The organism is Ruegeria sp. ABM4_193, assembly GCF_056158705.1.
This window is the reverse complement of record NZ_JBSWTT010000001.1, coordinates 3085866-3103882: the sequence shown is the minus strand read 5'-3', so window position 1 is coordinate 3103882 and position 18017 is coordinate 3085866. Positions and strand designations below refer to the sequence as shown.

The 18017-nt window shown below is 58.2% G+C and carries 17 protein-coding genes; 13 read left to right on the top strand and 4 right to left on the bottom strand.

What is annotated here, in order from left to right; genetic code table 11:
- The 8 genes from ACXADZ_RS15505 (at position 1) to rarD (ending at position 9999) form a co-directional block, all read left to right on the top strand.
- Positions 1-381, top strand: a complete 381-nt coding sequence (locus ACXADZ_RS15505) for a GFA family protein (RefSeq protein ID WP_475197673.1) — start codon at positions 1-3, stop codon at positions 379-381.
- 16 nt (positions 382-397) lie between these two features.
- Positions 398-2845 carry a GcvT family protein gene (locus ACXADZ_RS15500; protein WP_475197671.1) on the top strand — a complete coding sequence of 816 codons (2448 nt, stop codon included), beginning with the start codon at positions 398-400 and terminating at the stop codon, positions 2843-2845.
- Between the two features lie 18 nt (positions 2846-2863).
- Complete coding sequence (locus ACXADZ_RS15495; protein WP_475197670.1) at positions 2864-3340, top strand: cupin domain-containing protein; 477 nt, start codon at positions 2864-2866, stop codon at positions 3338-3340.
- A 1-nt stretch (position 3341) separates the two neighbouring features.
- On the top strand, positions 3342-4394 hold the full coding sequence (locus ACXADZ_RS15490; RefSeq protein ID WP_475197668.1) for an alcohol dehydrogenase family protein: 1053 nt from the start codon (positions 3342-3344) through the stop codon (positions 4392-4394).
- Between the two features lie 11 nt (positions 4395-4405).
- Positions 4406-5299: a homocysteine S-methyltransferase family protein gene (locus ACXADZ_RS15485; protein ID WP_475197667.1), complete on the top strand. Its 894-nt coding sequence runs from the start codon at positions 4406-4408 to the stop codon at positions 5297-5299.
- 8 nt (positions 5300-5307) lie between these two features.
- Positions 5308-6285 carry a GlxA family transcriptional regulator gene (locus ACXADZ_RS15480; RefSeq protein WP_475197666.1) on the top strand — a complete coding sequence of 326 codons (978 nt, stop codon included), beginning with the start codon at positions 5308-5310 and terminating at the stop codon, positions 6283-6285.
- A gap of 90 nt (positions 6286-6375) precedes the next feature.
- A complete protein-coding gene (locus ACXADZ_RS15475) occupies positions 6376-8829 on the top strand; it encodes a GcvT family protein (RefSeq protein ID WP_475197664.1) in 2454 nt (817 codons plus the stop codon).
- A 264-nt stretch (positions 8830-9093) separates the two neighbouring features.
- Positions 9094-9999 carry an EamA family transporter RarD gene (gene rarD, locus ACXADZ_RS15470; protein ID WP_171095899.1) on the top strand — a complete coding sequence of 302 codons (906 nt, stop codon included), beginning with the start codon at positions 9094-9096 and terminating at the stop codon, positions 9997-9999.
- On the opposite strand, the gene ACXADZ_RS15465 is transcribed toward rarD, so the two are convergent.
- Together ACXADZ_RS15465 and ACXADZ_RS15460 are read right to left on the bottom strand one after the other, a co-directional pair.
- Positions 9990-10700, bottom strand: coding sequence for an SGNH/GDSL hydrolase family protein (locus tag ACXADZ_RS15465; protein WP_475197662.1), 711 nt, complete (start codon positions 10698-10700; stop codon positions 9990-9992). The genes rarD and ACXADZ_RS15465 overlap by 10 nt on opposite strands.
- A gap of 2 nt (positions 10701-10702) precedes the next feature.
- Positions 10703-11113 (bottom strand): nuclear transport factor 2 family protein, encoded by a 411-nt coding sequence (locus ACXADZ_RS15460; RefSeq protein ID WP_475197661.1) that lies wholly within the window; start codon positions 11111-11113, stop codon positions 10703-10705.
- 92 nt (positions 11114-11205) lie between these two features.
- Here ACXADZ_RS15460 and ACXADZ_RS15455 point away from each other — a divergent pair, with 92 nt between their 5' ends.
- The 3 genes from ACXADZ_RS15455 (at position 11206) to ACXADZ_RS15445 (ending at position 13334) form a co-directional block, all read left to right on the top strand.
- Complete coding sequence (locus ACXADZ_RS15455) at positions 11206-11853, top strand: RluA family pseudouridine synthase (protein ID WP_475197659.1); 648 nt, start codon at positions 11206-11208, stop codon at positions 11851-11853.
- Positions 11854-11987: 134 nt separating this feature from the next.
- Positions 11988-12659 carry a YiaD family glycine zipper/OmpA-like lipoprotein gene (locus ACXADZ_RS15450; RefSeq protein ID WP_171095905.1) on the top strand — a complete coding sequence of 224 codons (672 nt, stop codon included), beginning with the start codon at positions 11988-11990 and terminating at the stop codon, positions 12657-12659.
- Positions 12660-12791: 132 nt separating this feature from the next.
- Positions 12792-13334, top strand: coding sequence for an NADPH-dependent FMN reductase (locus ACXADZ_RS15445; protein ID WP_475197656.1), 543 nt, complete (start codon positions 12792-12794; stop codon positions 13332-13334).
- Positions 13335-13426: 92 nt separating this feature from the next.
- Here ACXADZ_RS15445 and ACXADZ_RS15440 read toward each other — a convergent pair whose 3' ends face one another.
- On the bottom strand, positions 13427-14461 hold the full coding sequence (locus ACXADZ_RS15440) for an NAD(P)/FAD-dependent oxidoreductase (RefSeq protein WP_475197653.1): 1035 nt from the start codon (positions 14459-14461) through the stop codon (positions 13427-13429).
- Between the two features lie 55 nt (positions 14462-14516).
- Here ACXADZ_RS15440 and mnmC2 point away from each other — a divergent pair, with 55 nt between their 5' ends.
- Together mnmC2 and ACXADZ_RS15430 are read left to right on the top strand one after the other, a co-directional pair.
- Positions 14517-15182: a tRNA (5-methylaminomethyl-2-thiouridine)(34)-methyltransferase MnmC2 gene (mnmC2, locus tag ACXADZ_RS15435; RefSeq protein ID WP_475197651.1), complete on the top strand. Its 666-nt coding sequence runs from the start codon at positions 14517-14519 to the stop codon at positions 15180-15182.
- Positions 15179-16048 (top strand): DMT family transporter, encoded by an 870-nt coding sequence (locus tag ACXADZ_RS15430; RefSeq protein ID WP_171095913.1) that lies wholly within the window; start codon positions 15179-15181, stop codon positions 16046-16048. Before mnmC2 ends, ACXADZ_RS15430 begins: the two co-directional genes overlap by 4 nt.
- Here ACXADZ_RS15430 and ACXADZ_RS15425 read toward each other — a convergent pair.
- Entirely contained in the window at positions 16022-17995 is a 1974-nt protein-coding gene (locus tag ACXADZ_RS15425; protein WP_475197647.1) for a lytic transglycosylase domain-containing protein, read from the bottom strand. The two genes, ACXADZ_RS15430 and ACXADZ_RS15425, sit on opposite strands and share 27 nt — an antisense overlap.
- Positions 17996-18017 lie beyond the last annotated feature (22 nt).

Here is an 18017-nt window from a genome sequence, read left to right as displayed (position 1 = left end):
ATGCACACGGGTTTCTGCCTGTGCGGCGCGGTCGCGTTTACCATCGACGGAGAGCTGTCGCCGCCCTCGGCATGCCATTGCGGCCAGTGCCGCAAGCAGTCGGGCCACATCTGGTCCTCGACCTCGACCCATCAGGACAACCTGAGCTTTACCGCCAGTGACACGCTGCGTTGGTTCCGTGCGTCAGATACCGCGCGGCGTGGCTTTTGCAGTGAATGTGGCTCTTTCCTGTTCTGGCAGCACAACGCCGAAGACACGATTTCGATTTCCATGGGTGCGCTCAGCGAACCTACGGGCCTGAAGCTCTCCAAGCACATCTTCGTCGCTGACAAAGGTGACTACTACGACATCTCAGACGATCTGCCCCAGCGGGCACAGTAACAGAGGATCAAAACACATGAGTGACTTTCCAACCAAAGCCCGTGTTGTCATCATCGGTGGCGGCGTCGTGGGCTGCTCGTCCCTTTATCATCTGGCCAAGAAGGGCTGGACCGACTGCGTTCTGCTGGAAAAGAACGAGCTGACGGCTGGCTCGACTTGGCACGCGGCGGGCAACGTGCCGACCTTCTCGACCTCATGGGCGATCATGAACATGCAGCGTTACTCGACCGAGCTGTATTCGCGCTTGGCCGAAGAAGTTGACTATCCGATGAACTACCACGTCTCGGGGTCGATCCGTCTGGCGCATAGCAAAGAGCGGATGCAAGAGTTCGAACGCGCCATGTCCATGGGCCGCTATCAGGGCATCCCGATGGAGATGTGGACCCCGGAACAGGCCAAGGAGCATTATCCGTTCCTCGAAACACATGACCTTGAGGGCGTGCTGTACGATCCGACCGATGGCGATATCGACCCGGCGCAGCTGACGCAGGCATTGGCCAAAGGCGCGCGCGATCTGGGTCAGAAGATCATCCGCTTCTGTCCCGCGACCGGTGTGACGCAGCATGACGATGGTACGTGGACCGTACATACGGACAAAGGCGACATCGCCTGTGACTATGTGGTGAACGCCGCCGGCTACTATGCGCAGCGCGTGGGCGAGATGTTCAAGCCATTCGGCGGCCGCACCGTTCCCGCGATGGTCATGAGCCATCAATACCTGCTTACTGATGAAGTGCCCGAGGTTGAGGAGTGGTCGAAAGAGCATGGCGGCAAGCTGCCGCTGCTGCGCGACGTCGATGTCTCCTACTATCTGCGGCAGGAGAAGAACGGCTTCAACCTCGGCCCCTATGAGCCCAACTGCAAGGGCCACTGGATGACCGAAGACGATCCGATGCCCGAGGATTTCAGCTTCCAGCTTTGGAACGATGATCTGGACCGGATCGAGGATATCGTCACCGACGCCATGGAGCGGGTGCCGCTGATGGCAACCTCGGGAGTAGGCCGGGTGATCAACGGCCCGATCCCCTACGCGCCGGATGGCCTGCCGCTGATTGGTCCGATGCCGGGTGTGAAAAACGCGTTCGAGGCACACAGTTTTACCTTTGGCATCGCGCAGGGCGGTGGCGCGGGCAAGGTGCTGGCGGAATGGATCGTTGATGGCGCGACCGAATGGGATATGTGGGCTGTCGATCCACGCCGCTACACCGATTACACCGATCAGGACTATTGCAACCAGAAGGGCATGGAAGTCTACGGCAACGAATACGCTATGCACTTCCCGCACCACGAATGGCCAGCCGCGCGTGACAAAAAGCTGTCGCCGGTACATGACAAGGTCAAAGCGCTGGGCGGCGTTATGGGTGTCTATAACGGCTGGGAACGTGCCAACTGGTTCGCGCAGTCGGGTGATGACACCACGCTTGAGGCAACGCATACCTGGGGCCGTTCCGGTCCGTGGGAGCAGCGGATCAAAGAAGAATGCGAGGCCGTACGCGACCATTGTGGTGTGCTTGATCTGCCAGGGTTCTCGCGTTTCATGGTCAAAGGCGAAGGCGCTGCCGAGGCACTGCGTGGCCTAGTAGCTGGTGGATTGCCTAAAGTGGGCCGTATCAATCTGGTCTACATCTCGGATGACCGCGGCCGCATCCTGACAGAGATGTCCTGTCTGCGCCTGGGAGAAGATGAATTCGTCATGATCACTGCCGCGACCGCGCAATGGCATGACCGGGATATTCTGGTGAACGCAATGCCTACCAGCGTATCGGTTGAGGACGTCACCACAACCCGCGACACGCTGATCGTCACCGGCCCGAAATCGCGTGAGATCCTGTCGGACCTGACCGACGCCGATCTGTCCTCGGGCTGGTTGACCTATCAGGCCGCCACTGTTGCTGGCCAACCCGCCCACCTGATCCGCGTTTCTTTTGCTGGTGAGTTGGGGTGGGAGGTTCATGCGCTCAACGAGGATATGCCTGCGATCTACGACGCGATCCTTGGTGCAGGGGCCAAGCCGTTCGGTATGTACGCTCTGAACTCACTGCGGATCGAGAAAGGCTACCGCGCATGGAAGGGCGATTTGTCGACCGATTACTCGCTGCTCGAAGGTGGTCTGGAGCGGTTCGTGAAGCTGGACAAGCCGCAAGACTTCCCCGGCAAGGCCGCGATCCTGAGCGAGAAGCAGCAAGGCGTGAAGAAGTCGTTCGTCACCCTGACTGTTGAGGCTGGTGATTGCGACGCGCCTTACATGTCTTGCATCTGGCAGGGCGATGAGATCGTCGGTGAGACGACGTCGGGCGCATGGGGGTACCGTGTGGGCAAGTCCATCGCGCTGGGCATGATCAAGGCTGAGCTTGCGAACCCGGGTACCGAGCTTGAGGTCGAAATCTACGGCCAAAAGTGCCGCGCTGTGGTAGAGCAGGATCAACCGCTTTGGGATCCCGAGAACGAGCGGTTGCGCGCTTAACTTCTTGCGGAGACCGCCATGAGCAAACGATACGCCAAACTGGGGCCCGGCGAGGGCCCCAACTATGATTGGGAAAATGACCATACCTTCGTGAAGGTGTCAGGTCAGGACACAGATGGCGCATACACGCTTATGGAAGACAACTTGAAGGCCAGCTTCGCGCTTGGCCTTCATCGCCATGATACCCACGCCGAAACCTTCTATTTTCTGGAAGGTGAAGTTGACTTCTATGTCGACGGCGACTGGCATCGATGTGGGCAGGGCACCACGATGCATGTACCGCCCGGAGTTCCGCATGCCTGTCGCGTTGCAGGTGATACGCCTGCCAAAATGCTCATGATCTTTCAGCCCTCGGGGTTTGATGGGTTCCTTGCTGAACTTGCAAAGATGACCGAGGCAGAGTTTGCGGACGAGGCCAAGATGGCCGAGGTCAATGCGCGCTACGACATTGTTCCCATGGGTCCTGTCCCGCCGCATCCGGACGATGAGGTCTGAAATGGCTATTCCAAAAACCATGTCTGGTGTCTATCTGACGGGTCACGGTGGACCCGAAGTCTTGGAGTGGCGCGAAGATATTCCGGTGCCCGAGCCCGGTCCGGGCCAGGTGCTTGTTCGGGTTGCCGCTGCCGGTGTGAACAACACTGATATCAACACGCGGGTCGGCTGGTACTCGTCGGATGTGACCGACGCTACGGATGCTGTGGATCAGGACGTCGAAGCCGGCGGGTGGGGTGGCGCCCTACGTTTCCCACGCATTCAGGGTGGGGATCTGTGCGGCATCATCGAGGCAGTGGGTGATAGAGTTCATTTCAGTCCAGGCCAACGCGTAACCTGCCCGATCAACCTGCCGCGTCCGCGTCCCGGTCACCCTCAGGGCTTTATTGCATTGGGGTCCGAGATCGACGGGGCGTTTGCCCAATACTGTTTGGTAGAGGCGGATGACCTGTACGACGTGAGCGCGTCCCCTTTGTCCGACGTTGAAATTGCAGCCATCCCCTGCGCTTTTGGAACCGCTGAAAACCTGCTGACCCGCGCAGGGGTCACATCAGGCCAAAAGGTCATGATCACCGGCGCGTCTGGTGGTGTTGGGATGGCCGCTGTGCAGCTTGCTGCGTTACGCGGGGCCACTGTTTGGGGCGTGACGGGGTCCGCAAAGGCTGAGGTCGTGAAATCCCAGGGTGCCGCAGGAACCTTCGAGCGTGATGAACCGTTGCCACAAGACATGTTCGACGTGGTGATTGATGTGGTTGGCGGGCCTGCGTGGGCATCGTTGATCCTGTCGCTGAAACCCGGTGGACATTACGCCGTATCAGGCGCAATCGCCGGCCCGATGGTTCAAGCGGATCTTAGGGATATCTACCTGCGCGACATAACCATTCATGGCTGTACGCATCAGACACCCGAAGTATTTGGCCGCCTTGTCGAATTGATGAATGCCGGGCGCATCCGGCCATTGATCTCGCGCACCTATCCGTTAAGGGACATCGCACTGGCGCAATCGGATTTTCAATCCAAGACCTTTCCGGGCAAGCTGGTGCTGATCCCCTGAGGAGCAATGACATGACAGATATCACCCTCTTGGATGGTTCAATCGGCCAGGAATTGGTCAAACGCAGCGGGGATACGCCAACAGCGCTTTGGTCAACTCGGGTCATGATTGATCGCCCCGAGCTGGTGCGCGAAGTACACGAAGAGTATTTCAGGTGCGGCGCGACAATAGCAACAACGAATACCTATGCGGTTCACCGGTCCCGATTGCGGTTCGAAGACATCGAAGATCAGTTGGAACCCCTCGTTGATGCGGCCTTGTCACAAGCACAAGCCGCGTGCATTGGAACAAAGGGGCGCGTCGCGGGTTCTCTGGGGCCTTTGTTGGCCACATACAGGCCCGACCTGAAGCCCGACCCAATCGATGCGGGCGAAAAATTTGCGGAACTGGTCAGCCTTATGGCGGATCGGGTGGATCTGTTTCTCATCGAGACGGTGTCCTCTGTGCTTGAAGCCGAAGGCGCGCTGCGGGGAACATCGGGATGTGGCAAGCCGGTTTGGTTGTCTCTTTCAGTCAACGATGACGACGGCACCCGCCTCCGGTCGGGTGAGCCCCTGGCGCACATAGCGCCGTTGGTCAAAACATACGCCCCGAATGCGCTGTTGATCAATTGCTCGCGCCCCGAAGCGATCCCAGCAGCGTTGGACATCCTGTCCAGCATGTCCTTGCCATTTGGGGCCTATGCAAATGGGTTCACGCATATCTCGGCCGGGTTTCTTGAAGATGCGCCAACAGTTGATGCGCTGGAACAACGCCATGATCTTGGTCCCGATGCATACGCGGATCACGTGATGGGATGGGTCGATCAGGGGGCAACGATTGTCGGCGGATGCTGTGAAATCGGACCGGAGCACATCGAAACGCTCGCCACCCGGTTGCGGGCAGCCGGACACAACATCGTCTGAGCACGAAGATGACAGGTGAGACGGCGCAAAAAGGCTTGAAGCAAACGATCCGGCATTTCGACATTCTTGTCGCGCCGGGGTTTGTGTTGCTTGAACTCGCCTCGCTTGTGGATGTTCTGCGGGTGGCAAACCGGGTCTGTGCCTCGCCGCCTTTCATCTATACTTACCGGTCTTTGCGCGGTGGCGATATTGCCAGCAGCAGTGACGCTTTTGTTTCGACCTCAACGGTGCCATCGCAACCTACGGCTGACTATTTGTTCGTCATCGGCAACACGGACCCGGATCAGCCAGACCTGTCGTTGGGCCGTATTGTGTCGGACTATACTTTCCGTGGCGCACAGGTCTTTTTGCTGTCTGAAGCGGCCAGTCGTTACATAAAAGAACAGGGCACGGAAGATTTGGCAACCCATTGGGAAAATGCCTCGTTCCTGCGTGAACGCGGTGCCCGGTTCGAGGCGAAGCTTTTGATCGCGACCGAGAACGGACCCGTAGTGACCTGTGCCGGTATGAGCGCCACGGCAGACATTGCACTGTCGGTTATCGGGCGGCACATCTCGGGGCCAGCTAAAATGACGGTCGCCGATATCATGCTGCACGAGCAGATTCGCGATTTCTCATCCATGCAGCCGTTTTCCGGGGCCAAAACAACTGCCACCGGCGATGCCAAGCTGGATCAGTGCATTAAGCTGATGCAAGAGAATATCGAGGAACCCTTGCCCATCCGCCAGATTGTCGAGGACTTGAACCTGTCAAATCGGTCACTGGAACGTAAGTTCAAATCCTTCTTCGGCACAACTCCCAACGGGTTCTATCGCGAAATGCGTTTGGCCAAGGCCAACAACCTGCTGATGAACACAACAATGAGCGTACGCGAGATTGGGATGGCTTGCGGGTTTCCCAACGGGTTTTCATCTGTTTACAAAAGCTTCTTCGGGGTCACGCCATTTGTCATGAGACGGGACAGGCGTCAGACCACACAAAGATGATTTTCTCTGACATCGCGACGCTTTTGATGCATTTCTTGTCGATCCTTCGTGGCATTCTGCCCCAAACCAAACACTAGCGGAGTCGTCACAATGGTTGATCTTCCCAGCAAGGCCCGAGTGGTCATTATTGGCGGTGGCGTCATCGGATGCTCGGTCGCCTATCATCTGACCAAAAAGGGCTGGAAAGATGTCGTGCTGCTTGAACGTAAACAACTGACCAGTGGCACAACCTGGCACGCGGCTGGTCTGATCGCGCAGTTGCGGGCCACTGCAAACATGACCAAGCTGGCGAAGTACAGCCAGGAGCTATACGGATCTTTGGAAGAAGAAACCGGTGTTGCCACCGGGTTCAAACGTTGCGGTTCTATCACCGTCGCCCTGACCGAAGAGCGCAAGGAAGAGACCTACCGTCAGGCGGCCATGGCCCGCGCCTTTGGCGTAGAGGTCGACGAAATTTCAAATGAGCGGGTGCAAGAGCTGTACCCGCACATCAATCTCGATGGCATTAAAGGGGCCGTTTACCTGCCGCTGGACGGGCAGGGCGATCCCGCCAATATCGCTCTGGCGCTGGCTAAGGGTGCGCGGCAGCGCGGCGCTGTTGTGAAGGAACGGGTCAAAGTCACAGACATCGTCAAGCAGGGCCGTTCTGTCACCGGGGTGGATTGGGTCGCTGATGACGGCAGCGCTTCGGGCCACATCGAATGCGACATGGTGGTGAACTGCGCCGGGATGTGGGGTCATGAGGTTGGCCGCATGGCGGGCACCAACGTGCCGCTTCATGCGTGCGAGCATTTCTATATCGTGACCGAAAATATCGATGGTCTGACCCAACTGCCAGTGCTGCGCGTGCCTGACGAATGCGCGTATTACAAAGAAGATGCAGGTAAAATCCTGCTGGGTGCGTTCGAACCCAACGCTAAACCCTGGGCAATGGACGGCATCCCGGACACGTTCGAATTCGATCAACTCCCCGAAGATTTCGACCATTTTGAGCCGATCCTCGAAGCTGCGTGTGAGCGGATGCCAATGCTGGCCGAAGCCGGTATCCACACTTTCTTCAACGGCCCAGAATCGTTCACTCCGGACGACGCCTATCATTTGGGCCTTGCGCCCGAGATGGATAATGTATGGGTCGCCGCCGGGTTCAATTCGATCGGCATCCAATCCGCCGGTGGTGCGGGCATGGCGCTGGCTGAATGGATGGACACAGGCGAGAAACCCTTTGACCTTGGCGACGTAGACGTCAGCCGGATGCAGCCGTTTCAGGGCAACAAAAAGTACCTCTTCGAACGCTCGAAAGAGACGCTGGGGCTGCTCTATGCAGACCACTTCCCCTATCGCCAAAAAGCCACTGCGCGCGGCGTGCGCCGGACGCCGTTCCACCACCACCTTCTGGAACAGGGGGCCGTCATGGGCGAGCTGGCCGGCTGGGAACGCGCCAACTGGTTCGCGAATGAAGGACAGGAACGGGAATACCAGTACAGCTGGAAGCGCCAGAACTGGTTTGAAAACTCGGCTGCTGAACACCGCGCCGTGCGCGAGAATGTGGGCATGTATGACATGTCTTCTTTCGGCAAGATCCGTGTCGAAGGTCCCGATGCCGAAAAATTCATGAACTATATCGGTGGTGGCGACTACTCGGTACCTACTGGCAAGATTGTCTACACTCAGTTTCTGAATCGTGCCGGCGGGATCGAAGCCGATGTGACTGTCACACGCCTGAGCGAGACCGCATATCTGGTCGTGACTCCTGCCGCAACACGTCTGGCAGATCAAACCTGGATGATGCGCCACGCGGGCGACTTCAACGTCGTGATCACCGATGTCACAGCAGGTGAGGGTGTTTTGGCCGTTATGGGGCCCAACTCGCGTGCACTGCTCGAGCAAGTGTCGCCCAACGATTTCACCAACGCGGCCAACCCCTTCGGCACTGCGCAGGAGATCGAGATCGGTATGGGCCTGGCGCGTGCTCATCGCGTCACCTATGTGGGCGAGCTTGGATGGGAGATCTATGTCTCTGCGGACATGGCAGGCCATGTATTCGAAACCTTCCTTGAGGCCGGGCAGGATATGGGGCTGAAGCTGTGCGGTATGCACATGATGGACAGCTGCAGGATCGAAAAAGGCTTTCGCCATTTTGGCCATGACATCACCTGCGAGGATCACGTGGTTGATGCGGGCTTGGGCTTTGCCGTCAAGGTCGACAAAGGCAGCGACTTCATAGGACGGGAAGCGGTGATTGCGCGCAAGGAAAGCGGCCCTAAAAACCGGCTGGTGCAGTTCAAGTTGACTGACGCTGAGCCGTTGCTGTTCCACAACGAGCCGATTGTCCGCGATGGCGAATATGTGGGTTACCTGAGTTCAGGCAACTATGGCCACACGTTGGGCGGTGCCATTGGTCTGGGCTATGTCCCGTGCGAAGGCGAAAAGGCTGCGGACGTTCTGGCATCTTCTTACGAGATCGATGTCTGTGGGGTGAAGGTTAAAGCGGAAGCTTCGCTCAAGCCGATGTACGACCCGAAATCAGAGCGTGTGAAAGTCTGACATGCGAGAGGGGGGCTCTGCCCCCGCCGCCCGTTCCGGGCGACTCCCCCGAGGTATTTAGGGCCAGATGAATGAGGGATCCCTTGTTCATCTGGCTAAAATACCTCGGAGCGCGAGGCAGCGCCTCGCTGCGCCAACATGAGTTTCAACGCGGCATCCGAGATCGACCCATCACTATTCGTTATGTGTTACTTCAACGTTTTCAGAGTTTTCAAGCTGATGTGAACTGCCGTAAATGTGTCCGGTATCAACCGGAGATTTGCTGTGGCCGACACGCCCATTCCCTCTCAGAATTCCGACACACCTAAGGGTCTGGCGCTGGCGGTAACCGCATATGTCCTTTGGGGATTTTTGCCGCTCTACCTGAAAGCGCTGGACCATATTGGCCCAGTCGAAGTCGTGGCCCATCGCATCATCTGGTCTGTTCCGGTGGCCGGGTTGTTGTTGGTCATTTTGGGGCGCACTCGCGACCTCAAGGCAGCGCTCGGAAATCCGAAGATGCTGGGAATGGCGGCTTTGACAGCTGCTTTGATTACTGTGAACTGGGCGATTTATGTTTGGGCGATCTCAACCGGTCATGCTTTGGATGCCGCGCTTGGATATTACATCAACCCGCTGTTCAGCATTGCACTTGGCGCGATTTTGCTGCGTGAGCCACTGACACGCATGCAGCTGATTGCCGTGGGTCTGGCCTCATTGGGTGTTTTGGTTCTGGTGTTTGAGGCCGGCCGTTTGCCATGGGCTGCGCTTGGCCTGATGGTCAGTTGGGGGTTCTATGCGTTTTTCAAACGATCCCTGCCAATCGGACCAAATCAAGGGTTCCTGCTTGAGGTGCTGATCCTTTTGATTCCGGCTTTGGTCTACGTCACATTTCTGGGCGTGCAGGGTACGGGGCATTTTGGCGTGGGACTGTCAGACACCCTATTGCTGTCCTGTGCAGGTGTCGTGACGGCTGTGCCGCTGCTGGTTTACGCAAACGGTGCAAAGCTGGTGCGACTGTCCACGATGGGTATCCTGCAATACATCGCACCAACCATGATTTTCGTGACAGCAATCACTGTGTTTGGCGAAAAGATCGACACCGGTCGGATGATCGCTTTCCCGCTGATCTGGGCGGCGTTGATTGTCTATTCGATCCCGATGATCCGGCAGGCGCGGGCTCAGGCCTGACGCAACAATTGCGCTGCGGCGTCCGCCCAAAGGGCGTAGGCGTGTGGACTGGGATGATAGCCGTCCGGGGCAGCAAGCGCCGGGTCATCCGGCAGATCGAGTTTCAGATGACGGACATGGGGGTAGGCTGAAACAACCTGCTGCAGCGCCTGATCCAGCCGGGCCGCCTGACGGCCAAGGACCCAGGCCAAAGGATGGGACAAGGCCGGGAACCTGTTCATTTGTGGAACGCCGGTTACGACAATGCGTCGTGCTCCCAGATCGTTGGACAGAGCAGTGATAAGCTGCGTTTGGCGGTACGCAAATTGTCGGGATGTAACGGCACGGGTCACATCATTGACGCCCAACGCCGTGACAACTGCCTCAAACTCCCCCTTCAGGCTTTTCAAGCGGTCGAGTGTGTCCAGTGTTGTGTATCCCGTGGTCGCTTCCAATTGCCACTCGACCGAATAGTGTTTGGCCAGCCGGTCAACCAACTGCCCAGACAGAGCCTGCGCCTGAGTTCCGGCCCCAACACCAGCCGCCGAGCTGTCGCCACAGATGAGCAGGCGCAGGCGTGGTCCGCGACCTGATCGGCCATTCCGCGGGCCCGTCGGCTCTGGCAACATCTGAGCGTTGCTCCGGACTGAAAGCCCCTGCGCTGCCAGAACCGGCAGCAGAGGAATGCGCAGGACCTGATCGGCTGCAATCAAACCGCGCACGATCAGCTCAGGGCGTCTTTGAACTTGAGAAACCGTGCATCGGTCATAACGCGCGCCATCATCGCCTCTCGTAGTGCACCCACTGTCTTGTATGGCCGCATCGCGACCTCGAAGGTTTGAATCAAACCGTCGTCGTTTAGCGTGATCAGATCCACCCCGATCCCGTCAAGATCGCCGACCTTGCACTGGAATTCCAACGCCCAGTCTTTTCCTTCGCCCATTATGCGGCGATAGCGGAAGTCTGAAAACACCTGACCGACATGTCCCAGAACGGCGGCCACCGGCGCGCGTCCGGTCCAGGTGCTGTAGTAGGTTGGCGGCAGGAACCGGACATCCTCGGCCAGAAGCGCGTGGATCAAGGCTTCATTGCCTTTGGCGACAACCTCTTGCATTCGTTCGATGGTTGGGTGCATGTCGTTTCCTCCTGTGCCGAAGGTCTCTGAACATTGCCCAACAGGCAAGGACGACGTTGCGGGAGGGGGCGGGCTGCGATAGGCAGGCCCGCATGAGTGAGATCTATGACCCCCCTCAAACCCCGTTGGATGTCTTGCACGAAGACGCGCAGTTGATCGTGGTGAACAAGCCGTCTGGCCTGCTTTCAGTGCCGGGGCGTGGTGAACATCTGGCGGATTGTCTTCTGACGCGGGTACAGGCGGCTTTTCCTCAGGCATTGCTGGTGCATCGGCTGGACCGGGATACATCCGGTGTCATGGTTTTTGCCCAAACGCCCCATGCACAGCGCAACCTGAGTATGCAGTTCGAACAGCGTCAGACACGCAAAACGTACCTCGCTCGTGTCTGGGGGTGCTTGGAGCCAAAGACCGGCACAGTGGACCTGCCTTTGATTGTGGACTGGCCCAACCGGCCCCGACAAATGGTCTGCCAAGACACCGGAAAGCCCGCGCTCACCGATTGGCGCGTCGTAAAACATGAGGGCGAAACAACGCGAGTGCGCCTGTTTCCCAAAACCGGACGGTCTCATCAGTTGCGGGTTCATATGCAGGCGTTGGGTCATCCAATTCTGGGCGACCCGTTTTATGCAACAGGTCCGGCGGCGGATTTTCCAAGGCTGATGCTGCATTCGGAAGAACTGCGCCTGAAGCACCCCGAAGGCGGGGTTTCGATGAAATTTCGTGCCAGGGCCGATTTTTGAAGAATTCGCATCCCAGTTGGCGGCTAATTGCCGATCTCACTGGATTGTTGCTTGAGACCCAACACCCTAGCCGTGATATACTGAGGAAAACCAAACGCACCTGACAAACGGGTGTTGGAGCAGAAGGTGATGTCATGACGATTTCCAAGTTTATTCTGGCCACGGGGCTGAGTTCAGTCCTTGTTCTTTCGGCCTGTACAGATCCCGGCACATTGTCGGCGCAAAGCGATCCGAACCAGAACGCCAAACAGGGTGCCGTTTTGGGGGGTCTTGTCGGGGCGGGCATTGGCGCGATCGCCAATAACTCGAACCCGGGTCTGGGCGCGTTGGCAGGGGCCGCAATTGGCGCAGCCGGTGGTGGCCTGATCGGCAACCAGTTGGACAAACAGGCGGCTGAGCTGCGTCAGCAATTGGCAAATGACGGAATCACCATCGTGAATGCGGGTGACCGGCTGATTGTGACTGTTCCCAACGACATTACCTTTGACACCGACAGTTCGACCGTGCGCCCGGCGCTGCGATCTGATCTGGTGAAAGTGGGCCAGAACCTCGTCAATTACCCCAACTCGAACGTGCAGATTATCGGTCACACGGACAGCGACGGTGACGCGGGTTACAATCAAGGGCTGTCTGAGCGTCGCGCCAACGCGGTTGCGGATATCCTACAGGCCAATGGTGTCAGCTTTAATCGCATCACGACAATTGGTCAGGGCGAAAACAATCCCGTCGCCTCGAACCTGACGCCGGAAGGCAAGGCACAGAACCGACGGGTTGAAATCGTTGTTGTGCCCAGCGGAAACGCGTAACGCGGATTAAGCATTATGCACGGGGTCGCCATTGGCGGCCCCGTTTGCGCATTGACTGTGCGTCAAATGGGGTTTGGAACAGATCAAACTCGGGCTAGTTTTCAGAAAATCACTGAAACGGAGTTCCCCTAGATGTCTCAACCCACACTCCTCGGCTTGTCTGGATCCCTGCGTCAGGATGCAACCAACCGCAAGCTTTTGCGGGAAGCGGCCCGGTTGTTTGATTCGGCCAACTTTGTCGAAGCAGACCTGACCCTGCCCCTTTATGACGGAGATCTGGAAGAGGGTGAGGGCATTCCGGCAGCGGTGCAGTCTTTGGCGGACCAAATCGCGCAGTCAGATGCGGTTATCATCTCGACGCCGGAATACAACAAAGGTCCATCGGGCGTTTTGAAGAACGCGCTGGATTGGGTGAGCCGCACACAGGGCAATCCGTGGGCCGACAAACCGGTTGCCGTTATGTCGGCGGCGGCAGGTCGCGCTGGCGGTGAGCGCGCGCAGATGATCCTGCGGTCGTTTATGGTTCCCTTTCAGCCGCGCATTCTGCAGGGGCCTGAAATCCATCTGGCAGACAGTTCGAACGCGTTCGACGAACACGGCAAATTGGCTTCTGAACGCTATGAAAAGTCATTGCATAAACTGATGCAGAAACTGCGGGCCGAGGCCGGTTTTTGAAACTGGCCCGCGTATTAGGCATGGCACGTTCGGGCTGACGGGCCTCAAAGGATGGTGTTGGGTCTATGCGTCCGTCTCGTAGAGCGCATCGACTACAATGAGGCGTCGGGCCGGAAATCTTCGGGGATTTCATCGCGGCCTTCCAACATCAGATCAGCCATAACCTCGGCGATTTTGGGGGCCATGCCAAAACCGATTTTGAAACCTCCGTTGGCGATAAACTGACCCTTGTGCAATGGATGCGCACCCAACATTGGTGCCCGGCTTTTGCTGCGGGGGCGGACACCAGCCCAGCGTTCTATTACCTCGGCCCCGTGCAGCAATGGCAGGGCGCGCGTGGCGCGATCGATCACATCGTCCAGCGCGCTGTCGGTTCTGGTAGGATCGTCATACTCCCGTTCCGACGTTGAACCGATGGCAAGTGTTCCGTCCGCGTGGGGTACGATATGTATCGCATCGGCAAAGAGCTGAGGGACCTCTCCGGCGTCAAAGCGCAACAGGGCAGCTTGCCCTTTGACGCCGTTTCCGACGGTCTTGCCATAGGCATCGTTGAGCTCTTGTAACCCGGCAAGGCCAGTTGCGTGCACAACCTGTCCTTGGTTTTCAGCGTTATTGACAACGTGAACGCCCATAACCTCAAAGGCGGCCACAAGCGCAGCGCAGGCTCGTCGAGGGTGCATCCGCGCGGTCAGAGTATCCCGGATGACAAATCCGGTGGGGCTGGGCGGACACCATGTACCAGCCTGTGCGGTGGTGATCACGCGCCATTCGGCCTGACCTTGCCAAAGTTTATCTGCCGTACCTTCGCGCTGCCGCGCCAGGTCAAGGCTGCGGGCATCCGGGATGGGCTGAAGGCGACCCAACCGACCATAACCGGGGGAAACGCCGCCGGTTTCTTCGATTTGCCGCCAAAAAGGTTCAGCCATGATCAGACTGTCGAACTGAAAGGCTTTCTTGGCGTTCCAGTTTTCCGGCACATGCGGGGCCAATGCACCGACCAGACCGCCGCTGGACCCGGCACCGGGCCCGAACGGATCGACAACCTGCACCTTTGCGCCGCGTCGGGCACAGACCCACGCGATGGACAGGCCGAAAATCCCTGCGCCGCGCACCGTCACATCGACCATTGCCAATTCCCTTTTCCTTGTTCAGTGTCGCGCCGCTTAGCTACAGGATTCCCAGATGGCAGACCAGCGTGCCAAATTGACGTGGACCGAGGATCAGATACCGGTCTCGGATCGTTTCGACGATCCCTATTATTCTTTGCAGAACGGGCTGGAAGAGACGCGCCACGTGTTCCTGGCTGGCAACGATCTACCTGCGCGATTTACACCTGGTTTTCACATCGCCGAACTTGGTTTTGGAACTGGGTTGAACCTGCTGACGGTATGGTCTGAGTGGGAGAAATCCGGCCAAACCGGACCTTTGCGGTTTACCAGTTTCGAAGCTTTTCCAATGGCCACGGAAGATATGCATCATGCGCTGAAGGCGTTTCCCGAGTTGAAACCGTGGAGCAGCCGGTTTCTCGCACACTGGACGGGTCGCGAATGCATGCTCGAAACTCTTCAGTTCGAGGTGATCATTGGTGATGCGCGTGAGGCTTTGCCGAAATGGGCCGGAAAGGCTGATGCCTGGTTTCTTGACGGGTTTTCGCCCGCCAAGAACCCGGAACTGTGGGGGGCGGACCTGATGCAAGAGGTTGCAATCCACACCGCGGCAGAGGGGACAGCCGCCACCTATACTGCCGCTGGTTTTGTGCGCCGGGGGTTGGAGGATGCTGGGTTCAACGTGATGCGCACGTCCGGCTATGGCCGCAAGCGACATATGACACGGGCAATCAAAGCATGACGCAGAAGAACAATATCGGTGCAGGCATCGCCCTGATGGTGGGTGCCACGATTGTGTTTGCCTTGCAGGACGGTATCTCGCGGCATCTGGCCGGGACCTACAACACCTACATGGTCGTGATGGTCCGCTATTGGTTCTTCGCGGCGTTTGTCATTGCACTGGCGGCACGATCACCCGGTGGGTTGAGGGCAGCCACGCAGACAAATCAGTTGGGTCTGCAAATAACCCGTGGTGTGTTGCTGGCGGCCGAGATCTGTGTCGCCGTCTTTGGGTTCACCATACTCGGCTTGATCGACAGCATGGCTGTCTTCATCTGCTATCCATTGCTTGTTGCCGCGCTAAGCGGGCCGGTATTGGGCGAGCAGGTCGGGTGGCGCCGGTGGAGCGCGATCGGGGTGGGGTGCATTGGCGTTCTGATCATTTTGCAACCAGGTGCGGGCGTATTTAACCCTTGGGCGATCATTCCCCTCATCTCGGCCCTGATGTTTGCAGTCTACGCCCTGCTGACCCGCTATGCCGCCCGGCAGGACAGCACAGCCACCAGTTTTTTCTGGACCGGTGTCGCAGGTTCCGTCGCAATGACTCTGGTCGGAATTTGGTTCTGGGAGCCGATGGTGCCTGCTGACTGGGGCTGGATGGCGCTGCTGTGCGTCAGTGGCGCGTCTGGTCACTGGTTGCTGATCAAGTGCTATGAGATGGCCGAGGCGAGCGCGGTGCAACCCTTCGCCTATTTCCATCTGGTCTGGAGCGCGATGCTGGGTATTTCAGTCTTTGGCGAAACGCTGCGCCCTGAAGTTGTAGCAGGCGCAGCGATTGTTGTGGCCGCAGGGCTGTTCACCTTATGGCGCGAACGCCGCCAGAGATGATCCGATCAGTTCTTGTGAGAACGGGATCGGAAGCGCGGGCTGTCCCAGTCGCGCGCGGTAGACAGGCAGGCTTTCGGTCACGCGCATCACGTAGTTGCGGGTTTCACTGAAAGGTATCGTCTCGATCCAGTCAACGATATCAACTTCGCCGGTGCGCGGGTCTCCAAAACGCTCCATCCACGAGATTGGGCGCCTGGGTCCCGCGTTATACCCGGCGGCCATCATCACCACGTTGCCGTTGAAATCAGCTGCCAGACCCGAAAGATAGTTGGCCCCCAGCTTGGCGTTGTACTGCCAATCCGTGGTAAGCCGTCCCGTCTGGTGGCCGCTGAGAATGCCTAACTCACCCGCGACCAGCTTGGCCGTCGCAGGCATCACCTGCATCAGACCGCGCGCGCCCGCGCCACTAATAACGACAGGATCAAACTCGCTTTCGCGCCGCGCAATCGCCAGCGTCATTTCCTTGGCCATCGGTAGGCGCATGTCTGCGACCGGATGCACCGGGTAATAGGCTGCGGGCAACACCGTGCCCGTAGTTGCCGCCCGCTTGGCGATCATCACCGCCAGGTGCGGCTGTTTCAGCTCGATGACCAGGTCACCAAGTTGATTGGCCTGCACCGGATCAAGGCTTTCGACCAGATGTGTCAGGAACCTCTCGGAGAGGTTGCCCTCTCCGGCCTTCAACAGCAGCAAGCCTGCTTCCAAAACACTGGACTCAGCGAACTCTGCCTGCCGCCAATGCGGTGCGCGGCGTGGATTGGCCAGCTCTGCATCAAACGGCCTGCCGATCCGTTCCGCAGCAAGCAAGCCATAGAACGAAGTCTGGTAATCCGCCCCCATCGCATAAGCGTCATATGCTTTGTCCGCATCACCCTGCGCTGCATACGCGCGTCCAAGCCAGTAACCACCACGCCCTTTCGAAATTGGTGATTTAACCGCGTCGGAAAAATTCTGGAAATGCCTTACGGCGGTTGCAGGGTCATTCAGCTTGCGCAGGGCCAGAAACCCCGCCAGCCACTCCAGATCGGCATAGCCATAGCCCATTTCAGGGGTCATGTGGTGATTGGCGGCCACGTCATATGCACGTGCAGATCGTCCGGACCGCATCTCAAGCCGTGCCAGGCGGCGGCGCCCTTCGGCCCATTTGTCAGGCTCGCCCAACGCATCCGGCCCTGTTGAACGCGCCAGCATCAGGTCTATGGCGCTGTCGTCCAATTCCTTCTTGTCCCGCCAGACAAAACGGTCAAAGGCAAGTCCGGGCGCATCCATCAGAGATTTCGGGACTGCTGCCACCTTGCCGTCCACGCCGGGTTGGCGCTTTTGCAATGCGATTCGTGCCTCGGCCAGCTTGCGTTGGTCAGCACTGACCAGCGGCAGCATTTGGCCCGCGCTGACCAGATGACCATCCCACAACATCCGGTCCAGCCGCGCTGCGTTATGCGGTTTCAACAGCTTCGCAAAGTTTTCAAGATACGTCTTCTGCAACCCCGAACCCATCGGCATGGTCCGCCACGCCGTGACGATATCCGCTTCAGCGTCCCCCACGCGTCCTTTTGCTTTTAAGGCGATTGCATAGTTCAGCGCGCCCTCAGCCGTTTGAGGAGGCATGTCAGCGTAGAATTTCAAAACCCTGTCCGGGTCAGCTCCGGTAAAGACGGGCTCGCTCTTGCGGCGCAACCATGCCATTCCAGGCCAGTCTGGACGGCGTTCGAGGAACACCAGCACATCGCCCGAGCTGCCGAATCCCTCGCGCAGCCAGTGCCAGACGATAATGTCGCGGGAAACAGAGCCGCGTTGGCCTGAAACCCTCAACGCGGCATTCCAGTCGCCCTTTCGCATTTCATAAAGCCCGGCGCGCAAATCACCAGCGGCATCCGCCCGCGCAAGCTGCGGTGCCGTCACTGAATACACAATCACAGCAATCAAAAGTGCCAGAATGCGTGTCATACCTTGCATTTCCCAACCAACC